Source organism: Winogradskyella helgolandensis, from assembly GCF_013404085.1.
Taxonomy (GTDB): domain Bacteria; phylum Bacteroidota; class Bacteroidia; order Flavobacteriales; family Flavobacteriaceae; genus Winogradskyella; species Winogradskyella helgolandensis.
Genome location: NZ_JABFHO010000001.1, coordinates 16329 through 39841, shown reverse-complemented (window position 1 = coordinate 39841; position 23513 = coordinate 16329). Strand labels below are relative to the sequence as shown.

At 36.2% G+C, this 23513-nt stretch carries 13 protein-coding genes; 11 read left to right on the top strand and 2 right to left on the bottom strand.

Annotated features, from left to right (window positions below):
• Nucleotides 1-45 precede the first annotated feature (45 nt).
• Nucleotides 46-6756 (bottom strand): fibronectin type III domain-containing protein, encoded by a 6711-nt coding sequence (locus HM992_RS00135; RefSeq protein WP_179318055.1) that lies wholly within the window; start codon nucleotides 6754-6756, stop codon nucleotides 46-48.
• A 377-nt stretch (nucleotides 6757-7133) separates the two neighbouring features.
• The gene (locus tag HM992_RS00130; protein WP_179318054.1) at nucleotides 7134-12125 is read right to left on the bottom strand and encodes a T9SS type A sorting domain-containing protein; all 4992 of its coding nucleotides are present in this window, start codon (nucleotides 12123-12125) and stop codon (nucleotides 7134-7136) included.
• 723 nt (nucleotides 12126-12848) lie between these two features.
• Here HM992_RS00130 and HM992_RS00125 point away from each other — a divergent pair.
• The 11 genes from HM992_RS00125 (at nucleotide 12849) to HM992_RS00075 (ending at nucleotide 23513) form a co-directional block, all read left to right on the top strand.
• On the top strand, nucleotides 12849-13307 hold the full coding sequence (locus HM992_RS00125) for a DUF2061 domain-containing protein (protein ID WP_179318053.1): 459 nt from the start codon (nucleotides 12849-12851) through the stop codon (nucleotides 13305-13307).
• A complete protein-coding gene (cysC, locus tag HM992_RS00120; RefSeq protein WP_179318052.1) occupies nucleotides 13304-13894 on the top strand; it encodes an adenylyl-sulfate kinase in 591 nt (196 codons plus the stop codon). The genes HM992_RS00125 and cysC overlap by 4 nt, the downstream gene beginning before the upstream one ends.
• A 5-nt stretch (nucleotides 13895-13899) precedes the next feature.
• Nucleotides 13900-14805 (top strand): sulfate adenylyltransferase subunit CysD, encoded by a 906-nt coding sequence (gene cysD, locus HM992_RS00115; RefSeq protein WP_179318051.1) that lies wholly within the window; start codon nucleotides 13900-13902, stop codon nucleotides 14803-14805.
• 468 nt (nucleotides 14806-15273) lie between these two features.
• Nucleotides 15274-16530: a sulfate adenylyltransferase subunit 1 gene (locus HM992_RS00110; RefSeq protein ID WP_179318050.1), complete on the top strand. Its 1257-nt coding sequence runs from the start codon at nucleotides 15274-15276 to the stop codon at nucleotides 16528-16530.
• A gap of 62 nt (nucleotides 16531-16592) precedes the next feature.
• Nucleotides 16593-16949, top strand: a complete 357-nt coding sequence (locus tag HM992_RS00105) for a four helix bundle protein (protein ID WP_179318049.1) — start codon at nucleotides 16593-16595, stop codon at nucleotides 16947-16949.
• A gap of 1 nt (nucleotide 16950) precedes the next feature.
• On the top strand, nucleotides 16951-17781 hold the full coding sequence (gene cysQ / locus HM992_RS00100; RefSeq protein WP_179318048.1) for a 3'(2'),5'-bisphosphate nucleotidase CysQ: 831 nt from the start codon (nucleotides 16951-16953) through the stop codon (nucleotides 17779-17781).
• A 902-nt stretch (nucleotides 17782-18683) separates the two neighbouring features.
• The gene (rfbA, locus tag HM992_RS00095) at nucleotides 18684-19556 is read left to right on the top strand and encodes a glucose-1-phosphate thymidylyltransferase RfbA (protein ID WP_179318047.1); all 873 of its coding nucleotides are present in this window, start codon (nucleotides 18684-18686) and stop codon (nucleotides 19554-19556) included.
• A complete protein-coding gene (gene rfbC / locus HM992_RS00090; RefSeq protein ID WP_179318046.1) occupies nucleotides 19556-20104 on the top strand; it encodes a dTDP-4-dehydrorhamnose 3,5-epimerase in 549 nt (182 codons plus the stop codon). The genes rfbA and rfbC overlap by 1 nt, the downstream gene beginning before the upstream one ends.
• Complete coding sequence (rfbD, locus tag HM992_RS00085) at nucleotides 20104-20958, top strand: dTDP-4-dehydrorhamnose reductase (RefSeq protein ID WP_179318045.1); 855 nt, start codon at nucleotides 20104-20106, stop codon at nucleotides 20956-20958. Before rfbC ends, rfbD begins: the two co-directional genes overlap by 1 nt.
• A gap of 12 nt (nucleotides 20959-20970) precedes the next feature.
• Nucleotides 20971-22026 (top strand): dTDP-glucose 4,6-dehydratase, encoded by a 1056-nt coding sequence (gene rfbB / locus HM992_RS00080; protein ID WP_179318044.1) that lies wholly within the window; start codon nucleotides 20971-20973, stop codon nucleotides 22024-22026.
• 170 nt (nucleotides 22027-22196) lie between these two features.
• Nucleotides 22197-23513: a flippase gene (locus HM992_RS00075; protein ID WP_179318043.1), complete on the top strand. Its 1317-nt coding sequence runs from the start codon at nucleotides 22197-22199 to the stop codon at nucleotides 23511-23513.

Here is a 23513-nt window from a genome sequence, read left to right as displayed (position 1 = left end):
GAGTTTTATGGTGTAATTTCTAACCTAATAGCAAATATATTTATTTTAATGGATAATCACTTTTTGAGTTTTGTTTTGTGATCCATTAATGAGTTGTACTACATAAACACCTGCATTTAATTTGCTCACGTTAATTGATTGTGTTCTGCTCGTGTTCTCTAAAAGTGATGTCATTACAACACGGCCTTGAATATCGTAAATCTTAGCTGTTGTTTCTTCCGTTAACTGACCTGAGATAACAATTGTTTTATCACTCTTATTGCTATAAATACTTAATTGATCTAAGGTGTTATCTAATGTAGATAATGTGCTATTTGAGAAGCGTAGATAGAAACGACCAGTCCCACTTAAGTCAGTGTTAGGTGTTAATACATAATCGTTACTGTTTAATAGAGTAGACGTATTGGTTACGTTATCTTCTAAATATAGGTTGACACTACTTGTGAGCGTAGATTCTGCAATAGTAAACGTTAGCTGTTGGCCTTGGGTTGCATTTACTCCTAACGGAATAATGACTTCAGAGCCAAGGTTTGTATTATTTATAGTCTGAATTCCCATATTGGTACCAGTATTGTTTTCTACTAAGTGAGAGTAAAGAGCAAACTCACCTGCAGAACCATAAATACCCGAATCATATCCTGGATCAAGCCCTAAAGTTGCGGAATCGTTAAAGTAGAAATCCGTATGATAAGCCTTATTGCTATTCGTTGCTTTTAACCTTAGGTGAGAAATATTATTATTATTATTATTACTTCTGCCAACGATGAAATCATCAGTTGTACCTGTAGAACGCATAGTGTTTGTAAAGTTAAGAGTTCCTGTTGCATTTTTTGAGGATACAAAGAAACCTTGACCCGGAGTAATTAGTGCATTATCATTCGCATCAGAATAGGCTTGGTTCCAAATTTCCCATCCATCGGAAGCATTACCATCATACCCGTAAACACCACTAGTTGAATCTGAAAATAAACTGTTATTCTCAGCTAAGAAATCTGCTAAGGTTATATAAGATGGGTAAGGATTTCCAACGAGGTTCCAATCTGCAAATGAAGCTCCACTACTTTCTATAGTAACAGGTACAGTGCCAGAGTTTGCAACTCCAGTAAATGTAAATGTATCGTTGTCATTTGAAGCCGCTCTATATCCAACACCAGCATTTAGTGTAGATGATTCTGTACCAGCCCAGGTTACATAGGTATTGGTGGCTTTTTCAAAAGGGCCAAATGCATATAAGGTCCCATTATTATAAATATTAGAGTTTCCAGTAACAAAAGTATTAAATGCCTGACCAGTTAAAGGTGCAGATATTAAATCATTATCCCCTGTGCTTCCTGAAGCATTACTATTTACATGACGTTTGTAATTTATAGTACCACTTACTGTTCCATCAAGTATTAAACTTGAGTAGCTAGTTGATGAAGACTCTAAGGTCATAGCAACAGCTGTGGTAACCGTAGCGCCTGTAGGAATTGTTACTCCAGCTCCTGGTAATACCGTAAACGAGTTACAATCAGTATCACCTGTCATGACAGCATCACCAGCGAAAATTACGATATCGTTAAGTGTTGTGGTTCCTGTAGGATCACTCGGAGTCCAGGTACCGCCATCGTAGACAAATGATTCAGTGCCTGTACATGTAACATCCATTTGGAATATACCAGTATCACTAAGGTTATATCCCTCTGCTGAAATCCAATACTGAACACCAGCTTCAGCTGTAAATGTAACTTCCGCAAGATAATCTGGACTGCCTGATTCATCGAAACCAGAAGCTACGAAATTCAAGTTGCCAGATGAACCAGTAAAAACTAAAATTTCAGTATCAAAATCGCTTACACCATTAATAGTACTCAATGTTATATCTTGACCAGTACCATAAAAAGAATACCAAAGATTTGGTGAGTCAGTATCAGCATTAAATCCAGACGGGTCTGGTGCATCATCTTCATCTAGAGTTGCTTCCGCTGTGTTACCAAACACAGTATCACCACAACTGATGGCAATGGCATTAGCAAAATTATCGTTTGCTGGCGGACAGTTATCTGTAAAGTCACCTGTAATTGTAAAGTCACAAGTTCCTTCAGCGTGTATAACCTCTAAGTTTACAATCGTACCAATAGTATATGGTCCAGCGATTACACTAGTTCCAGAAATAGTAAATGTATCTGTTCCATCTGTTATACCTGTTGCATCACCTACAGTTGTAAAATTTATATCAATAGTAAAGGTGCCTGCTCCGCAATCTTCATTTACTGTTGGTACACCGTCTATAACTGCTTGAGTACAAGTCCAAGGTGTTCTCACAGTAAAATTATCTATAAAAATATCAAGATCTCTTCCACTTGTATTGGTTGTGTCGTCATCTGTGAAAATTGCAAATTGAACCGTACTTGACGTAATTCCTGTAAGATCCACTGTAATAGTTTCTCCAGCCGCAGCGGGCGTATTTGTAATTAAATCATACAACACAAGCCAGTTTGTACCGTCTGTTGAATATACCAATTGTATAACATCACCAGTATTAAAAGTTTCAGTTAAGGTTGTTCCATTCCAATCTACAATAGAACTGTCAAATATTAATTCATATCCATCAGCCGATAAGTCGAAAGTCGGTGATAACAGCCAGTCGACATCAGGGCCTGCCCCATAGTAATTTATCCTAGCAGCTCCAGTTGATCCACTATTAGCAAACCCATCTGCAGTCCAAGAACCAGTATCCAATGTCGATGGTCCAGTAGTTAAATCTCCGCCAGTAGCTTGGTCCCAGCACGCATCTAAGAATGTAGTAAAATCTTCTGTATAGTCAGGTGTATAAGTTGCACATGCTGTCGTAAAATCAATAGGGCCTACCCATTCACTATACCCATTACTGGCATCACTACAATCTGCTCTGACATAGACTTCGTAAGCTGTATTTCCAGTTAAGCCGCTTTCGGTATAAGGATTAGTTGCTGTTGCAGTTCCAGATGTAGGCGACCCTGTGCCGTCTGCTTGAACTAAAACTTCCCAGTCGTCTTCAGTTCCTCCATTAGTCCAGCTAACAGTTACGGAATCAGCAGTAAAACTATCAATGGTTATATCAGACACATCAGGACATAAGGCCGTAGTTGTAAAATCTATAGGGCCAACCCAAGTGCTATATCCACTTCCTCCGCAATCAGCTCTTACATACACTTCGTAGGCGGTTAGTTCAGTTAAGCTTGTTGCGCTATAGGGATTGCTGGTTGTTGCAGCTGGAGTTCCCAATTCAGGTGAGCCTGTGCCATCTGCTTGAACTAAAACTTCCCAATCGGTTTCAGAACCACCAGCGGTCCAGCTAATCTCAGCGGTTTCAGCGGTAAAATTGTCTATTGTTAATCCTGTAATATCACGACAAGCAGGGTCATAAATACTTACGGTATCAAAAGCAGCACCTTCATCAGAACTAGAACCATCTGAGCCAAAGGCTACTCGCAAAATGACACTACTTTGGCCACCAAGTCCTGTTAAGTCATTTCGTGCAGTTAACCATCCGCTAGAGCTACCTGTCCAACCTATTTGTTGTCCTCCAGTATTTCCACCGATAGTACCATCATTAAACCAGTTGTTAGGGTCGCCTAGTGCTCCAGCATTTTGCCATGTGCTACCTCCATCTATTGACGACTGTAAAACCATACCATCCCAACTAAATTCTGATTCGTACCAAATACTTAATTCAATAACAGGTGCAGTTAAACCTGAAAAATCAAAAGGCGGGCTCATTACAGCAGAGTCAACATTATTAGTATAATCCCCTGTTAAGTTAGTTACCCATGCATCAGTACCAGAATCGGCGGTGTTAATAGTTGTAGCAGCAGGTGCTCCTAATTCCCAAAGGCCATTATCTACAGACCAACCACCTGCACCAGAATCAAAGTTTTCTGCGTAAGGGAAACTTGTGATAGGAGTAGCTTCAGTTGTAAAATCAACAGGGCCAACCCATTCACTATAGCCGTTACTGGCATCATTACAATCAGCTCTGACATAGACTTCGTAAGCCGTTAGTTCAGTTAAGCCGCTTTCAGTATATGGATTGGTTGCTGTTGCGGTTCCAGATACAGGAGACCCTGTGCCATCTGCTTGAACTAAAACTTCCCAATCATCTTCAGTTCCGCCATTAGTCCAGCTAACAGTTACCGAATCCGCAGTGAAACTATCAATAGTTATATCAGATACATCAGGACATAAGGCTGAAGTTGTAAAATCAACAGGACCTAACCATGCACCATATGTGCCACCACAATCAGCTCTTACATAAACTTCATAAGCGGTTAGCTCGGTTAATCCTGTTGCACTATACGGGTTGCTAGATGTAGTAGCAGGAGTTCCTAATTCGGGTGAACCAGTACCATCGGCTTGAACTAAAACTTCCCAGTCGGTTTCAGAACCACCAGAGGTCCAGCTAATCTCAGCGGTTTCAGCAGCAAAACTATCTATTGTTAAACCGGTAAGGTCTGGACATGTAGGAATTGCTCTTACTAGCACTTCATCTAAATAAATATAGGCATCACCAGATCCCCAGTTACTAGTACCTTTAAATTTTATTAATATATCATTAGAAATATATGAAGATATATCATAAGTTGCTTCAGTCCATTCCACTTGTTCAGTTAAACCTGTGCTGATAGAAGTGTAAGTTGTACCTCCATTTGTAGATACTAAGATTTCAAAATTACCACCAGTTGGGTTTTTGTATTGAAATTTTAATTGAAGTGTAGTCAATGCAGAAGCATCAAATGTCGGCGTGATTAATTCTGAAGTTGTTCCGGAACTGTTATAATAAGAATCAAATCTCATGCCTCTTCCAGAATAACCTGTGGCGTAGCTCGAAAAATGATAAGATGGATTTGTGGTTGTTCCTTCTATAGACCAGCACTCCGGTTGACCACTTGTAATACCTTCAAAAGACTCTAAATATGGAAAAGTAGTTACAGCTTCGCACGCAGTCGTAAAATCGACAGGTCCTACCCATTCGCTAAAACCATTACTAGCATCTGTACAATTTGCTCTGACATACACTTCGTAGTCGGTATTTCCTGTTAAGCCGCTTTCTGTATATGGATTAGTTGTTGTTGCAGTTCCAGATGCAGGAGATTCTGTACCATCTGCTTGCACTAAAACTTCCCAATCGTCTTCAGTTCCGCCATTAGTCCAGCTAACGGTTACCGAATCAGCAGTGAAACTGTCAATGGTTATATCAGATACATCAGGACATAAGGCTGAAGTTGTAAAATCTACAGGGCCAACCCAGTCACCATAATCTCCACCACCACAATCTGCTCTTACGTAGACTTCGTATGCCGTGAGTTCAGTTAAGCCGCTTTCTGTGTATGGATTAGTTGCTGATGCAGTTCCAGATGTAGGTGACCCTGTGCCATCGGCTTGAACTAAAACTTCCCAATTACTCTCGCCAGAAGAACTCGCCGTCCAACTCACTTGTACTTCTTCGGCTGTAAAACTGTCTATTGTTAGTCCGGTTACTGGTAAGCAAGTTGCACCTTTAGTTACAGAGAGGTCGTAGGTTGTGTCTTGTGGAGTTGCCCACGTAGATACTACGATGTAGTATGTTGTCCCATTTAAAACAGGGAAGTTAGAAATATTTAAATCTAAAGTGCCATCATAATAGCCGTTGTAATCTCCTGTTGCACAAGTCGTACCGATGTCAGTACAATCACTGTAGATAAATACGCCTGTGTAAGTATCTGTGATATTAGTCAAATCAACATCAATTGAGCCATCTTCATCCGAGGTATATGAATAAACAATATCATCCCCATTTAAATAAGCACTAGTCGTTGTACAACCAGTACCACCTGGTGATCCTGAATAATCATCACCAAAACCAGCAGTCGTTTGAGCGATAGCTGTATACGGAAGAGTGCCTACATCTAACGGGTTAGCACAATTTGTACCCGCAGGTGGTGCGTCTTCAACTAAAAATGATTGTTCAGTACAGCCGGTAGCATCACCATTGGCATTGTAAGGTGTAATCGTTGTATAATACGTAGTGCTATATGCTAAACCTGTTGGTGTGTAGGATATTGTAGTACCTAAATCTACATTGTTGGCTATGTCAGTTCCTCCCGTAGTAGAACCCATCGTAATTTTATAACCTGTAGGGATTCCGGTTGCAGCAGACCATGTTAATGTTCCGTCGATAGGAAAATCAGTAGTGCCTGATGTAATGTTAGAATCGCAATTAGGTGGAACTAAACTAACTTGAGTGGCTACAAAATTATCAATGTAAAAGTAATAATCTCCAGCAAGCCAGGTGTTTAATATTCTGAATTTTAAATCCGAACCTGTTGGGACTGAGGCACCAAGGATTGTTCCTCCAAATGTTGTGCATACGATAGAGTTACTATCATTAGAGTCATTAAGAGTTACTACTGTAATCCAGGTTGTTCCATTGTCAGTAGAATATTGCAAGTCTGCACTTCCCCATCCATCAGCTGTTGCTGAAGTTGTAGCATAATAATCTACAACTTTATAATCTATAGAATATGTTATGTCTGTACCGTTAGATATTCCAGCATAATTACTAGTAGTCATATTGCCGCCTGACGTGCTCCAAATATTATCTCTAAACGATGTACCGGCACATGATTGTAATGTTGTACTGTCATAGGTGTCTGTCCATCCAGTGGGAAGACCTCCAGTGAAGTCTTCGGTAATTGAAACTTGCCCATATGAGCACACGACCATTAAGGATAATAGCAAAAACGTAATTTTTTTCATAAATAATGTATCAGTTGATGATTAATACCATTATTAACAAAATAGAAATAAAATAAAAAAGTAGAATTTGGAGCTTAGATAAACAGGAAATAGAAGGGTTTCTTGGATAACTTAATAACAAATATATAAAAATATTGAACTTTCAATTAAAATTATGTTAAAAAGTTGAAATATCTCCAAAAACATATTTTGATGGTTTCAACTTTGACTTGCGAGATTACTAAAAAGCAGATTTAAAAGTTTGATTAGAATGTAAAATTCACATTTAGAGTGGTCTAAATGTAGGAATTGTCAATAATTTAGCGTTTTTAGTCTAGTTCAAAAAAAAGAGGCTTGCGTATTAAGCAAGCCTCTTTTGATTTATAAATTAAAGCGTATTATCTAATAATCACTTTTTGAGTTTTATTTTGAGCTGCATTATGCAGTTTTACCACATACACACCATCATTTAATTGACTGACATCTATTGTTTGAGTTCTGTTTGCAGTTTCTAATAGCGTTGAAACGACTAAACGTCCTTGAACATCATAAACAGATGCTGTTGTAGACTCTACTAACTGACCAGCAATAACAATAGTTTTATCTGCCTTATTGGTGTATATATTTAAGTGATCAAAGTTATTATCTATAGAAGACAATGTCGTTTGTGTCGTTCTAAGATAAAATCTTCCTGTTCCAGATAAATCTGTATTAGGCGTTAATACATAATCTCCAGTATTTAATAAGGTTGATGTATTTAATACGTTATCATCTAAATAAACATGAACATCACTTCCTAATGTAGAATCTGCGATGCTAAAGGTTAATTGCTCACCTTGGTTAGCATGAACTCCTAAAGGAATTGATACGTCATTTAAATCCGTAGTGTTTAAAGACTGTAAAGCCATTGGTAATCCGGTATTGTCTTCAACTAAATGAGAATATAGTGCAAACGCTGGTGCAGTACCTCCCCAGATTTTAGCATCATAACCTAAATCTAAACCTAAGCTAGAATTATTATTAAAATAAAAATCAGTGTTATAACTATTATTAGTTGTACTGGCCTTTAGTTTTAAATAGGTTAAAGGATTGGCATTTCGACCAGCAATAAAGTCATCAGAAGTACCTGATGTTCTCATTTCTGTTGTAAAGTATAAATCAGAACTAGCATCTCGAGAGGATACGAAGAAACCTTGTCCTGGAGCAATTAATACTCCAGAGGCATTGGCAAGCGTAAAGGTTGCCCAACCATTGCTAGTGCCATTGTAACCATAAAGCCCAGTGGCAGTGCCTATAAGATCAATGTTGCTTTGCTCTGGGATATTTTCATATTCTAAAAAGGCCTCCATATCTACATATGACGGATATGGATTTCCAATAAGATTCCATGAGGCATAACTAGAGCCTGAAGTCTCAATACCTATAGTGACGGTATCGTCTGCTGCAGAACCTGTAAATGTTAAATTTGCTCCAGAATCTGTAGCCACTCTATAGCCTAGACCACTATTTAAAGTAGCAGACGTAGCATCAGTATAGTTAACGTAAGCACTTGCCGATTTTTCAAAAGGTGCAAAAGCATAAGTGGTAGGAGATGTTAGTCCGTTGTCTAATAAATCCGTACTGTTAGAGCCTGTGGTTAAAAAGTCTGACCAAGATTGCCCTGAAAGCGGTGGGGTAATAAGGTCGTTGCCTCCAGCAGTATTGTTATAGGCATTAGCAAAACGTTCGTAAGTAATGGTACCTATAATTGTACCATTTAATATTAAACTAGAGAAACTAGAAGACGTTGATTCTAATATTAAACCATTGGTAGGCGTAAGTGTCGCAATGTCATCTACTGTGATCGCGGCTCCTGGGTTAACGGTCACGGAATTTGCAGTTGTATTTGCTGTAATCGTTGCGTTACCAGAAGTGATTATGATGTCATCACTAGCAGTAGCTGTGCCATTTGGATCGCTTGGAGACCATGAACCATTAAATGTGTAGTTAATAGGTGCTCCACACATAGCAGTATGAGACCCTAAATCATCAATATAATTTTGTGTGTAACCCGTCCATTCAGTTCCTAGTGTAGGGAATATGCAACTCGCTGGATTTACAGTAACACCTCCACAGATATCTGAGTTTCTTATAAGTGTGCGATCTGAAGTGTCATTTGATCCTTCAGTCCATTCACTTCCCGGATCACATCCTATACTACCAATGATATCTATAATAACTCCATCTTTTTTCAGAACCAAAGCATCATCACCATTAAAATTACATACAGAGCTACTATATACCGTTCCAACATAAATTGAGGCAGAAGAGTTCTCTAGTACAATAACTTCTCCACTTGCTAATGTTGTAGGGAATCCAGATCCAAAATTTTCAGTATTGCTAGCTGATGTAGCGCCATTAGAATATAATTCAACTGAATAATCGGCAAGTGTTACTGTAGCTCCTGTGCCATTGTAGATTTCAAGATATTTATTGTTGCTTGATCCTTCAATATATTCTGAGAAGAACAAATCTATAGCTCCAACCATGGGAGCTGTAATGTCAAAAGTTGTGCTAACTAAAGGTGATAATAATCCATCATCAGCAGTTAATTCTAAGCCTGTTGCAACTGCTGTGTGAGTTAATGTAGAAAATGTTGCAATACCACTAACGGCAGTTTCTGTTACAGGGGTTCCTGTAAGTGTACCTGTAGAGGTGATTGCTATATCTAAATTATAATCTGTATCTAAATTACCATTGGCATCAACTCCAGAAACCGTTACACTTGGAGCTATTGTAGCATTAGTTTCTGTATCAGAGGGTTGTTGAGAGAAAATAAGTTCCGTAGCATCAACATCTACAATAATATTATTACCAATAACGTCACCAGAAAAAGGATCCGCAAAACCAGAACCACTAGTATTGGCGGCAAAGCCATTTGAAGCAGAATCAATTTGAAACTGAATGACACTACGATCTACAATGTTTGTTGTATTTAAGTAAAACCCTAAAGTAAACTCCAAAATAGAATCATCAGCAATGACAATAGGTGTGCTGAACTCTAAAATGATTTCAGTATCGTTTATTGTCGTTGTTGTAGGAGTGTATGTTGCTGCATTTTCATCAACTAAAGTGATACCTTGGATATGATCTGACCAGTCTGTTGTATTGTTAGCACCTGGAACAAAACTCATCATTGTTATATTTGTAGGTAAACCATCTGTAGAACCAAAGTCATAGATGCTAAAAGCAAAAGCATCGAGAGATGTAATACTTGTTGTTGCGTCGGCAGCAATAATTGTTGTGGTAGCAATTTGTGTATTAGGGTCGGTTGCTTCCGTATCTGCATCTAAAGCAATATCCTCATAGATGTCAATGTTTTGCACTCTCCAATCTTCCGCACCATTACCAAAATTCATATCATATTTAAAAGCTAAATACGCCGTACCTGTTATGCTTGATGCATCTACAGTAGTTACAGAAGCTAAGGATAGTCCAAACCCAGTTGATGTATTATTTGGGTCAAAGGTAAGTGCGGTCCAAGTGGCTGTTGTTGGATCTCCACCTGTATAATCTGTTGAGTACAATAGATCAAATTCACCTGGAGTGTTTGTTGTGTCTCCAAACTGCTCTTGAGTTGTTATATCAATGTTTACTGATGCATAAGCACTAAAATCAATTGTGAAATCTGAGATTAACCAATCAGTGTCATCTGTGCTAGAGAACCCATTAATAGCGTATTCCCCAGATGAGCAAATCCATTCGTCATTACCAGCTTCATCATACGGAGTCCACTCTGCAGTACCACAATCTGAAAAATCTTCACTATAAGGTAATGCAATTGGAGGCGCTACATCATTATTTGTTAGTGTTAGTGTAAAGGAATTGTTTGTTCCTGCAACCGCACTACTGCCACCAGTTACACTTTGTATTTCAAAAGTTAAAGTTTCATTAGCTTCAAGAAGAGCGTCATCAGTAACAGTTAAGGTAACAACTTGATTTACTGCAGATCCTCCAGGGAATGTTACAGTTTGAGTCGTGTAACCATTAATATCAGCAGCATCTCCATCACCACCAGTAAGAACGACTTCAAAACTAGTAGCTGTAGCATCTTCATTAGCAATCGTAAATTCCAAATCATAAGTGCCAACACCTTCTGAAACAGATGCAGAGCTTGATATGAATTCTACAGTTGTTGGAAAATCATTATTTGTAATCGTTAAATCAAAAATGTTGTTTGTTCCCGTAGCAGCACTATTTCCTCCAGCGACATTTTGAATTTCAAATGTAAACACTTCATCAGTTTCAATAATAGCATCATCAGTTACTGTAATAGTAACCGTTATATCTGTAGTAGAACTTCCTGGGAACGTTTCAGATTGCGTCGTATAAGAGTCAATATCAGAAGCATCTCCAGAAGTTAACACCACATCAAACGTTGTTGCTGCAACATCTTCATTAGCAATCTCTATAACTAAATCATATGTGCCTGCACTTTCAGCTACAGAAGCGGATGTCGAACTAAATTGTACTTTAGTAATATCTGCTGTTGTAAAACTACCAGTTAAGGCAGGTGTTAAATAACAGGTGTCAGTAGTATTATATTCATAAACAGCAACATGATAAGTAGTTGCTTCAGATAAACCAGTAATGCTTACTGAGCTAGTTGCAGAACCAGATTGTACCACATAATTCCCCGTGCCTAGATCATCTCCAGTTCCAAAAACACTATCACCTGTGTAATCAGTTGCACTTGTAGGATCTTCATCAACAGCTGAGCCTTCTTTTACTAGAACTAATACTTCGTCACCATTTCCATCGGTCCAGTTTAATGTAGCAGAAGTTGTTCCTAGAGCAGTTGTGTTATATAATGATGCTTGAGTCGTTGGTGCTTCACACGCTGGGGTACCAGCTGTCCAAGTAATGTCATCGACTGCAACTCTGTCTGCACCACCACTACTTGATCCACCTATATTGTTATCTATTCTAATTACGATATCACCAGGTACATTTATACCTGAAATTGTTGTGCTTTGTACAGCTCCACTATAAGGTACTGTTCCAACGCTTGTGCCGTTAATTAATACATCTAAAGTTCCACTACCACCAGAAAATTTCAATTGTGTAGTAATAGTAATGTCCCCAACTCCTCCAGAAATTGTGCCAGATTGAATATAAGTGTTAGCTTTATCATCATTCATTGTCATGGCTTCATTAACAATAGTTTGATCAGTTCTAGAGTTTGTAGCTGTCCATGTTGAACCATCATTTCCTGTCCATGACCTGGTGCCATAACTAGTATTGGAAGGAGAACAAGAACTGGTACAAATGTTTTGAAAGGTTTCAATCCCTTGAGAATAACCTAAACTCCCAATAAATAGAGTAATTAAAAATAAGTAAATGTGTTTCATGTGTTAATTTGTTTTTAATTTTTAGGGTGAAATGTAAGTTGTAACTATAAGTTTTTAAGGAAAAAACCTACAAATTAAAACTGTACAACTATATAAAATGTTGTTAAAAGTTAAAATGCCAAAATAAGCCATAAGTACTGTAGATATAGGGGGTTGCAAATATAGTGAAAGATTTTTTTAACTATAAAATTCAAGTATTACGAAACGATTAACCTTACATTAAGGATTTGGGTGAAATTGCGCTAAGTGTTTTTTGGTCAGGGACTTAAGCGGCGGTGATTTGCTTAACTTTTTTTTTGTGAATTTTTAAGAGCAAGATTAATATTTCTATGTTTAAAATGCTTAATTAAATGATTTACTAATAATTCTAAGTTGAAAAACATATCGAATTCTGCTTTAAGATTTAATTTTTCTAGGTCGGTTTTTAATAATCTTTGTTAAGGAGTACTGAAGCTGAATTCGGATGGACTTATTTAAGGGGTCTAATTTTTAAGTGATTTTGTGTTTATCCGTTTTACTTTTAGTTTTTAAAAGGCTTTAAATGATCATTTTTTTTAATTCTTAAATACTTAATTGTGTTCAATAGCAGCTAATAAATCTAATTAAGTTAAGATAGTCTTAGATTTTATTTTAGATTTGCAAATTATAATGAAATACTCTGCCTAAGTAATAGAGTAATGGGTTAAAAGATGTAAATTAAAATTTAATTGCAATTCGGGTCTAATGAAATTTAGTAAACGACATATTGCCAAAACGATAACTTGGCGTATCATTGGGACTTTAGATACGCTGTTGTTGTCATGGTTTATTTCTGGTGACTTTTCCATAGGGGTTCAAATGGGTGCTTATGAAATGGTTACTAAGATGGTGTTGTATTATGTACACGAGCGCGTATGGTTTAAGTCGACTATAAAATCGTCGAATAAGCGTCATATATTAAAAACGTTTTCATGGCGTGGAGTAGGGACTTTAGATACCATTTTTCTAGGTTGGATAGTGACTGGAAATCCATTAACTGGTCTTAAAATAGGAGGAGCAGAAGTAATAACAAAAATGTTGTTGTATTTTGGTCATGAAAAATTATGGTATCGAATCAATTACGGTTTAGATAAAAGAAATGAAAGAAAGCGATTAAATAAACTAAATGAAAGAAAGCGATTAAATAAACTAAATGAATTATGAGCTTAAATACGGTTAGGCACGATTATAAGGTTACAAAAACAGATCGCGAGACACTACATGAGCACCGCTCTTTTTTGTTGTGGTTTACCGGTTTGTCTGGTTCAGGGAAGTCTACTTTAGCAAATTTGGTAGAAATAGAACTGCATAAGAAAGGGATTTCAACCTTTAGTTTAGATGGTGATAATATTAGACAAGGTATTAATAAGGACCTTAGTTTTGAGCCAGAAGATCGTACAGAAAACATTAGACGCATTGCAGAAATAAGCAATTTGATGGTGGATGCTGGTGTCGTAACTTTGGCAGCCTTTGTGTCTCCTTACATAGAAGATAGAGAAAATATTAAACACATCGTTGGAGTCGATAATTTTATTGAAATCTATGTCAATACGTCTCTTGAGGAATGTGAACGTAGAGATGTGAAAGGCTTATATAAAAAGGCAAGAGCTGGTGAGATTAAAAATATGACAGGGATTTCTGCACCATATGAAGCACCGATGGATCCAGATTTAGAAATTGTCACAGATCATCAAGATATAGAAACCTCAGTTCAAAGCATTTTAGACTTTATTATTCAAAAATTAAAATAAAAAACATGAGTAATTACGTAATTAATCATTTAAAAGAATTAGAATCAGAAGCTATTTTCGTGATTAGAGAGATTGCAGCGCAATTCGAAAATCCAGTATTATTATTTTCTGGAGGTAAGGATTCTATCTTACTAACGCACTTGGCTAAAAAAGCATTTTTTCCTGCAAAAATTCCTTTTCCTTTAATTCACATTGATACAGGTCATAATTTTCCAGAAACAATTGCCTTTCGTGATGCTTTGGTTGAGAAATTAGGTGTGAAACTTATTGTTGGTTCGGTACAAGAAGCGATTGATAATGGTAGAGCTAAAGAAGAAACCGGAGCAGATGCGTCTCGTAATTCACTTCAAATCGTTTCACTTTTAGATACACTCGAAGACTATAAAGTAGATGCAGCAATGGGAGGAGCAAGACGCGATGAAGAAAAGGCACGTGCTAAAGAACGTTTCTTTTCACATAGAGATGAATTTGGGCAATGGGATCCAAAAAATCAACGACCAGAACTTTGGAACCTATTTAATGGTCGTAAAAATTACGGAGAGCATTTTAGAGTGTTTCCAATTTCTAACTGGACAGAAATGGATGTTTGGGAATATATTAAGTTAGAAAATATTGATTTACCATCACTTTATTTTTCGCACCAACGCGATTGTGTGGTTAGAGATGGTGTGATATTGGCAAATTCAGAATTTATTAAGTTAAAGGAAAACGAAGAAGTCGTAAATATGACCGTTCGTTATCGTACTTGTGGTGATATGCCAATTACTGGAGCAGTGGAATCTGAAGCTGATACTTTAGATAAAATCATTGAAGAAATTGCAACAACCAGAACGACAGAACGTGGTGGACGTGCAGATGATAAACGTGCAGAAACAGCCATGGAAGATCGTAAAAAACAAGGGTATTTTTAAAACAAAAAAAAATAGAAGTTAGAGCCTAAAATATAGACTTTTTTGAGTGCTATTCCAAGGTTGGTTTTAATTAAGAGCCTGTTTAGCGGCGAAACAATTTGAATGGGAGCTTATATCGTTTTAAAATGAGCTTCAAATTTTACCAAAGGCCAAACCAACCTAACAATTATTTTACGTAAAAAATGATTTGAAGCGAAGGGGTAAACAAAAATATCAGGAAACAGATTACAATAATGAAAACGTATTATAAATATAAATTGAAGTGATTTTAAGAAAACGGCAGACCATTTTTGTGCCGTAGCGAAAGAAATTTTTAGGAAAATAATTTTCAGTTATGATTTTTTTGTTTCGTTTTTTGATCAAGCAAAAAATGAAAAAGAGATAATAAAGAACAATATGAATTTATGAGTAACCTCATGAATATACGACCTACTAAAACACATCAGACAACAGAAAACACAAAACACCATGAAATACCAAGACATAGAATTACTAAGATTCACAACAGCAGGAAGTGTAGATGATGGAAAAAGTACATTAATCGGACGTTTATTATATGATAGTAAATCAATTTTTCAAGATCAATTAGACGCTGTAGAGGAGTCTAGTAAATCTAAAGGTTTTGATTATGTGGATTTATCATTACTTACAGATGGTTTGAAATCTGAACGCGAACAAGGTATTACCATTGATGTAGCTTATCGTTATTTCGCAACTCCAAAACGTAAATTTATTATTGCAGACACACCAGGTCACATACAGTACACACGTAATATGGTAACTGGTGCTTCAACGGCTAACTTAGCCATTATACTTATTGATGCAAGAAAAGGAATGCTGGAACAAACACATCGTCATGCATTTATCGCTTCTTTATTGCGTATTCCACATGCTATTGTATGCGTTAATAAAATGGACTTGGTAGATTATAGTGAAGAAACGTATAATAATATTGTTTCAGATTTTAAAGCGTTTTCGTCTAAGTTAGGGATCAATGATATTCAATTTATTCCAATTTCAGCCTTAAATGGAGATAATGTGGTTAACCGTTCTGAAAATATGGACTGGTACGACGGGAGTACGTTAATGTATCATTTAGAAACCGTGCATATTTCTAGCGATCATAATTTGGTAGATTGTCGTTTTCCTATTCAGTCGGTTATTCGGCCACATACCTTAGATAATCAAGATTATAGAGGGTTTGCAGGTCGTATTGATGGTGGTGTTTTTAAGCCAGGAGACAAAGTGAAATCATTGCCTTCAGGTTTTGTCTCTACTATAAAAACTATTGAGCTTAATGGTGAGCAAATTTCAGAAGCTTTTGCACCGATGTCTGTAACCATGACTTTAGAAGATGAAATAGATAACAGTCGTGGTGATATGATTGTGCGTGAAAACAATGTGCCTGAGGTAAGTCAAGACATAGAAGTTCTTGTAACTTGGATGAGCACAACTCCTATTCAAGCACGTACTAAAGTGGTGATTAAACATACAACTAACGAGTCTGTTGGAATGGTGAAAGCGCTAAAATATAAAGTGGACATTAATACGTTACATCGTATAGAAGACATTGATAAAGTAGAGATGAATGATATTGCTCGTCTTTCTATCAGAACTGCGAAACCTTTATTCTATGACGCTTACAAGAAAAACCGCCAAACAGGTAGTATCATTATTATAGATGAACAAACCAATGAGACTATTGGGGCTGGGATGATTATATAGTGGTGATGCAGTGAAATGGTGATGCGGTGATGTGGTGAGTTCTTAGAGTAGAAATTTTAATAATGACTCATAAAGATTTAGAAGTTTATAAATTAAGTTTAAATCGAGTAGAGGATATTTATAAACTCACGAAGGATTTTCCGGCATCTGAAAATTTTGGATTAACCTTTCAACTTAGAAGGGCAGCTGTTTCGTTGCCTTCAAATAAAGCTGAGGGTTCGAGTAGGGGGTCTACAAAAGATTTTATTCAATTTTTAAATATGGCATCGGCATCATTAGCCGAAATAGAAACACAGTTAGTAATAGCAGAGCGAATAGGGTATATAACGTTTGATGATGCATTACAAAACAACATCATTACAATTAGAAAAATGTTATACCGTTTAAAACAAGCTTTAAACAAAAAACTAAGTAAGTAAAATGAATAATAAAAGCCTCGCCGCCTCACCGCCTCACTACCTCACTGAATTACTGCATCACAGTATCACCGCAGCCCTCGAAGCAGGTAAAGCAATTTTAAAGATCTATCATTCCGATGATTTTGAGGTTGAGTTGAAAGGTGATGATTCTCCTTTAACTAAAGCCGATATCGCTTCACACAATGTGATTATGTCGCATTTAAAAGCAACAGATATTCCGGTGTTATCTGAAGAAGGTAAAGCTATACCTTACGACGATCGCAAGGATTGGAATCAGTTATGGATCGTAGATCCAATTGATGGCACCAAAGAGTTTATTAAACGCAATGGTGAGTTTACCGTCAATATCGCATTAATAGAGAATCAAAAAACGGTTATTGGGGTTATTTACGTGCCTGTATTAGGGGATCTTTATTTTTCTACTGTTGATGATGGGGCATTTAAAGTAAGTGTAAATCTAGATCACTATGATGTAGAAGCGCTAGTGCAACAAGGGGCTCAATTACCGTTGGGAAGAGAAGTTAAAACCTTTACTGTTGTCGCAAGTCGTTCGCACATGTCACCAGAAACGGAAGCCTATGTTTCGGAGATGCGAACAAAACATGGTGATGTTAATTTAATTTCTAAAGGGAGCTCATTAAAGTTATGTATGGTCGCCGAAGGTCAAGCGGATTGTTATCCGAGGTTTGCGCCCACTATGGAATGGGATACGGCTGCTGGCCAGGCCATTTGCGAACATGCAGGGTTTCAAGTTATCGATTGGGAGACTAAAGCGCCGATGTTGTATAATAGAGAAGAACTCTTAAATCATTGGTTTCTAGTGAAAAAATAGGTTTTTTATTTAAAAAAAACATTACGCAGAAATCTTATTAAATCTTAAAAGCTAAGTACAGCGTGTTCTAATGCAGAGCGTAAAGGGGCTAGTGTGACGTTGTCATGGTCTTTACTGGATCGGTGGCATTCTAACTTTGATACGCTAAGGCTACCGAGTATATAGTCGTCTTGGAACAATAGGGGCATTGTGTTTCTTACAAAGTTGCACTAGCATTGTATGTTTTTATTATTGAAAATAGCTTTAATACCTATAATGTAATGTTTTACAGTATAAATTTCTTTTAGTATAAGTTTATATAAAACTCGAATCGAGTAAGATAGTCTTAGATTTTTTTTTAGATTTGCAGATTGGAATAATAGTTTATTTCAATAACTGTATTTTTTTTGGCAATGTTACAATTGTATAGGGAGTTACAGTGGAATATAGGCTGATTAAAACGCATTTGTTTTAAGGAAAAATTATAAAGTCCATGAGTAAAATGGGCGTTTTTCTTTATGGAATTCTTAAAGAATTGATCATTTGTATCCATATCCAAGTTAAATGAGTATTGATTTCTGTAAAGGAGAACAATACAGATAAATAAAACACTTTATCGTAAGCATGCGATTCGTTTGTTGTGCTTTAGATGTTTGCGGAGTTTTTTTTTGTTTATAACAATGGCCTAGGCCTTAAAATAATAAATAATGTATTAGCATATTATCGTTTTGGAAAAGTAATATTTTTCAACTTGATTAAGAGTTAAAGAAATAATAAAATTAAGTATTTGATAGTTATTGATTTGAAAAATGAGTTGACACTGGTAAGCGGGAAGCTGTGCCGTCACTTTATATGTTTTCAAAGTTGTACTTCAAATATGTTTTTTGCCTCATGTTATTAAATAATTAAAATAAGCGTATACTATGAAAGGAATTGTACTAGCAGGTGGATCAGGAACACGGTTGTATCCTATCACAAAAGGGGTTTCAAAACAATTACTACCGGTTTATGATAAGCCTATGATATATTACCCAATTTCGGTATTAATGTTATCAGGAATCAAGGAAATACTTATCATTTCAACACCAGATGATTTGCCTAATTTTAAAAAATTATTAGGTGATGGATCTAACTTAGGAGTTTCGTTTTCGTATGTAGAACAACCAAGTCCAGACGGACTGGCACAAGCCTTTATTTTAGGAGAAGACTTTATAGGTGATGATGATGTGTGCTTAATTCTTGGAGATAATATTTTTCATGGTCACGGATTAACAAAGTTGATTGCTTCTGCCAAACACAACGTAGAACAAGACAAAACAGCGACCGTATTTGGCTATTATGTCAATGATCCGGAACGCTATGGTGTTGCCGAATTTAATGATTCTGGAGAGATTATTTCAATTGAAGAAAAACCAAGCACACCAAAATCCAATTATGCGGTAGTCGGGCTGTACTATTATACAAATGATGTGATTGATATTGCCAAAAACATAAAGCCGTCTCATCGTGGTGAATTAGAAATAACGTCGGTTAATGAGGCTTATTTAGAACGTAAAAATTTAAAAGTAGAATTGATGGGGCGTGGTTATGCTTGGTTAGATACAGGTACGCACGATTCTTTAATGGAAGCTTCTAATTTTGTACAAACTATAGAAAATAGACAAGGTCTTAAAGTCGCCTGCTTAGAAGAAATAGCCTATGAGCAAGGTTTTATAAGTAAGGAACAAGCTTTGAAATTAGCAGAAGAATTAAGTAAAACAGGCTACGGTCAATATTTAAAAAAACGTATCAAATAGTGGAAATCATACAGACAGGAATTAAGGATTTAGTGATACTTCAACCCAAAGTATTTAAAGATGATAGAGGTTATTTTATGGAAGCTTACAAGGAAGCTTGGTTTAAAGAGCAGTTTCCAGATATTCACTTCGTTCAAGATAACGAGTCTAAATCTGAATATGGAGTATTAAGAGGCTTGCATTTTCAAAATCCACCGTATTCACAAACAAAACTTGTACGTGTTATACAAGGTGAAGTCTTAGATGTGGCGGTAGATTTACGTAAAGATTCTCCAACCTATGGTCAGCATGAATCTATTGTTTTAAGTGCTGAAAACAAAACACAATTTTTAGTACCACAAGGCTTTGCACACGGTTTTATAGTGTTAAGTGAAACGGCTATTTTCTCATACAAGGTCGATAATCCGTACTCCCCAAAACATGATGCAGGGTTGTTATGGAATGACACTGACCTAGCTATTGATTGGAAAGTACCAACAAGCGATATAAAGCTTTCGGATAAGGATGGAAAACAACCCGTTTTTAAAACGTTTAAATCTGAATTCTAATGACTATACTTGTAACAGGAAAATCAGGTCAATTGGGATCCGAAATTCAGAGCCTAGCCTCTAAATTTGAAGCGTATCAGTTTATTTTCACAGGGTCTGCAGATTTAGATATTTCTAAGAAAACAGACGTATTACATTTTTTTGAGAATAATGCCATTGATGTGGTTATTAACTGTGCGGCGTATACGGCTGTAGATAAAGCTGAAAGCGATATAGAACATGCCAATGCCGTAAATCATTTAGGTGTTGTCCATTTAATTGAGGCTTGTAAAAAGCACGATGCTAAATTCATACACGTTTCTACAGACTATGTCTATGACGGTATGAATTGTCAACCATACGTTGAAACGGATCCAACGCAACCTAAAAGCGTGTATGGAGAAACAAAATTAGAGGGTGAAAACGCCCTTATAGCAAGTCAATTAAAAGATGCTATTATTATTAGAACCTCATGGGTTTACTCTAGTTTTGGGAATAACTTTGTAAAAACCATGCTGCGCTTGGCTCAAGATAGGGATGAATTGGGTGTTGTAGGTGATCAAATTGGAACACCAACTTACGCCAAAGATTTAGCAGAAGCCATACTACATATTGTGCCACAACTGAACACGGAAAAGGTTGAAATTTATCATTATTCAAATGAAGGAGTGTGCAGTTGGTTCGATTTTGCACACGCCATTTTTGAAATAAAAAATAAAGTTATAAAACTTAATGCTATAGGTACGGACCAATATCCGACACCTGCAAATAGACCGTCGTATAGTGTCTTAAGTAAGCAAAAAATAAAAAATGAGTTTCAATTAGAGATTCCGTATTGGAGGGATGCTTTAAAAACCTGTTTAGAGAAATTATAATACGTTACCATCATGAAGAATAGAAATATATTAGTTACCGGTGGCGCCGGATTTATCGGTTCCCATTTAGTGCGATTATTAGTAAATAAATATCCAGACTATCATATTGTAAATATGGATGTGTTGACTTACGCTGGTAATTTGGCCAATTTAAAAGATATTGAAGCTAAAGACAACTACACCTTTGTAAAATGTGATATTTGCGATTTTGAACAGGTAAAAGCCGTCTTCGCAACGCATAACATAGATAGTGTTATTCATTTAGCGGCAGAATCGCATGTAGATCGTTCTATAAAAGATCCGTTTTCATTTGCACAGACTAATATTATGGGGACGCTAAGCTTATTGCAAGCGGCTAAATTTGCATGGGATGGTGATTTTAAAGATAAGTTATTTTACCATGTGTCTACGGACGAAGTCTATGGGTCTTTAGGAGATGAAGGTTTCTTTTTAGAAACGACGGCTTATGATCCGCATTCTCCGTATTCAGCATCTAAAGCCTCTTCAGACCATTTTGTAAGAGCATTTCACGATACCTATGGTTTGCCAACAGTAATTTCTAACTGCTCTAACAATTATGGGTCGTATCAGTTTCCAGAAAAACTAATACCATTATTTATCAATAATATATGTAACAACAAACCTTTACCGGTCTATGGAAAAGGAGAGAATGTACGCGATTGGTTATTTGTAAATGACCATGCTAGTGCTATTGATGTTATCTTTCATAAAGGCAAGTTAGGAGACACCTACAATATAGGTGGTTTTAACGAGTGGAAAAATATCGACTTAATAAAAGTATTAATCGAAACGACCGACCGCTTATTAGGTCGCGAAAAAGGAGCTTCAGACCAATTAATAACTTATGTTACGGATCGTGCAGGCCACGATATGCGTTACGCTATTGATGCTACCAAATTAAAAGATGAACTCGGTTGGGAACCATCGCTTCAGTTTGAAGAAGGTATAGAAAAAACCGTACAATGGTATTTAGATAATAAGCAGTGGATGGAACATATTACCTCAGGAGCTTATGAAGATTATTATAACGAGATGTATAAAAATTAAATCATCTTTTGATAATTATAAGGTAGACTACAATAATGCTATACCTCTATGACAGTTGTTTTTTAAATTAGTTTATCAATATTAAAGTTCAAAAGAGATGATTTACAAATGCGCGAATTAACTTTGTGATTGGTTTCTAGTTAATTAAATCTATAATTATTTTCTATCTATTGAAAAAAAATATCTTAAATAAGTTAAATAAACTAGATGTTCATACGCTAGAGGTTGTAAAAAAATCGGCAGGTTCAATGCTTGTGAAAGTTACAGGAATGTGCTGTGCTGTAGCCGTCAGTATTTTTTTAGGACACACATTAGGTGCAGATGGCTTGGGAGTTATTAACTTATCTAGTAAGATAGTATCGATATTATTAACGTTTGGCTTATTTGGATTTTCGCACGTAATTATTAAAGAGATAGCTATTGCCTTAGATACTAAAGCTTACAGTTATGTTAGCAATGTTATGCATACGGCTTACTGGTTTAATTGTATATTATCTTTAACTATTGCTGTAATTTTTATATTAATAGCCCCTTGGTTGGCAAATACAGTTTTTGATGAACCCAGATTAACATATCCATTAATTCTAGGTCTGGTTATAATGACGCCTCAGGTCTTATCACGTATTTTTTCTTCTGGTTTAATAGGCTATAGAAAAATATGGCAAAGTAATTTAGTAGATCAGGCATTAAGTATTGTTATAACAGGTGTCATATTATTAGGCCTTTATTTCAGTAAGACAGAAGTTACAATAAATAGGGTGGCAATTGCATACGCAATTGGCAGTTTAGTAGTCACAATAAGTGTGGGACTATATTGGAGATCTATACACAAATCCCAAGGGGATAGAACTTTAGTGACAAAAAAGCTTTTAAAAGTAGGGACACCACTTTTTGTAGCAAGTTTAACGGTTCTAGTAATTAATAGTTTAGATATTATTATTTTAGGTTGGTTTACGGATACCAAACAAATAGGAATTTATACCGTAGCTTCACGAGTTGCACTATTGACTAGTTTTGTTTTGCAAATATTAAATTCTACTTTGTCTCCAAAGATCGCAGCTTTATATGCGTCGGAGAAAAAAGAAGAATTAAACAAACTTATTCAAGGAGTTACAAAAGGTTTGATGTTTTTTGGAATTGTGATTCTCCTTATTTTTGTAGTATTTGGAAAATGGATTTTGGGGATTTGGGGTGAGGAATTTAAAGTTGGTTATACCATATTAATTATTCTTGGAGTAGGACAATTTGTTAATTTGGCAACTGGTTCGGTTGGCATTATCCTTATAATGACTGGGTTTGAAAAAATACAGGCAAAAATCTCGATAATAGCAATGATTGTTTTTGTAGTATTAAACTTTGTTTTGGTACCACTTTATGGTGCTTTGGGTGCGGCGATTGCTTCTGTCATAACCATTTCAGGAATTAATTTCGCTAAGTTTTATTTTGTCCAGAAAGTTACCGGTGTAAAATTGTATAATTATAAATAA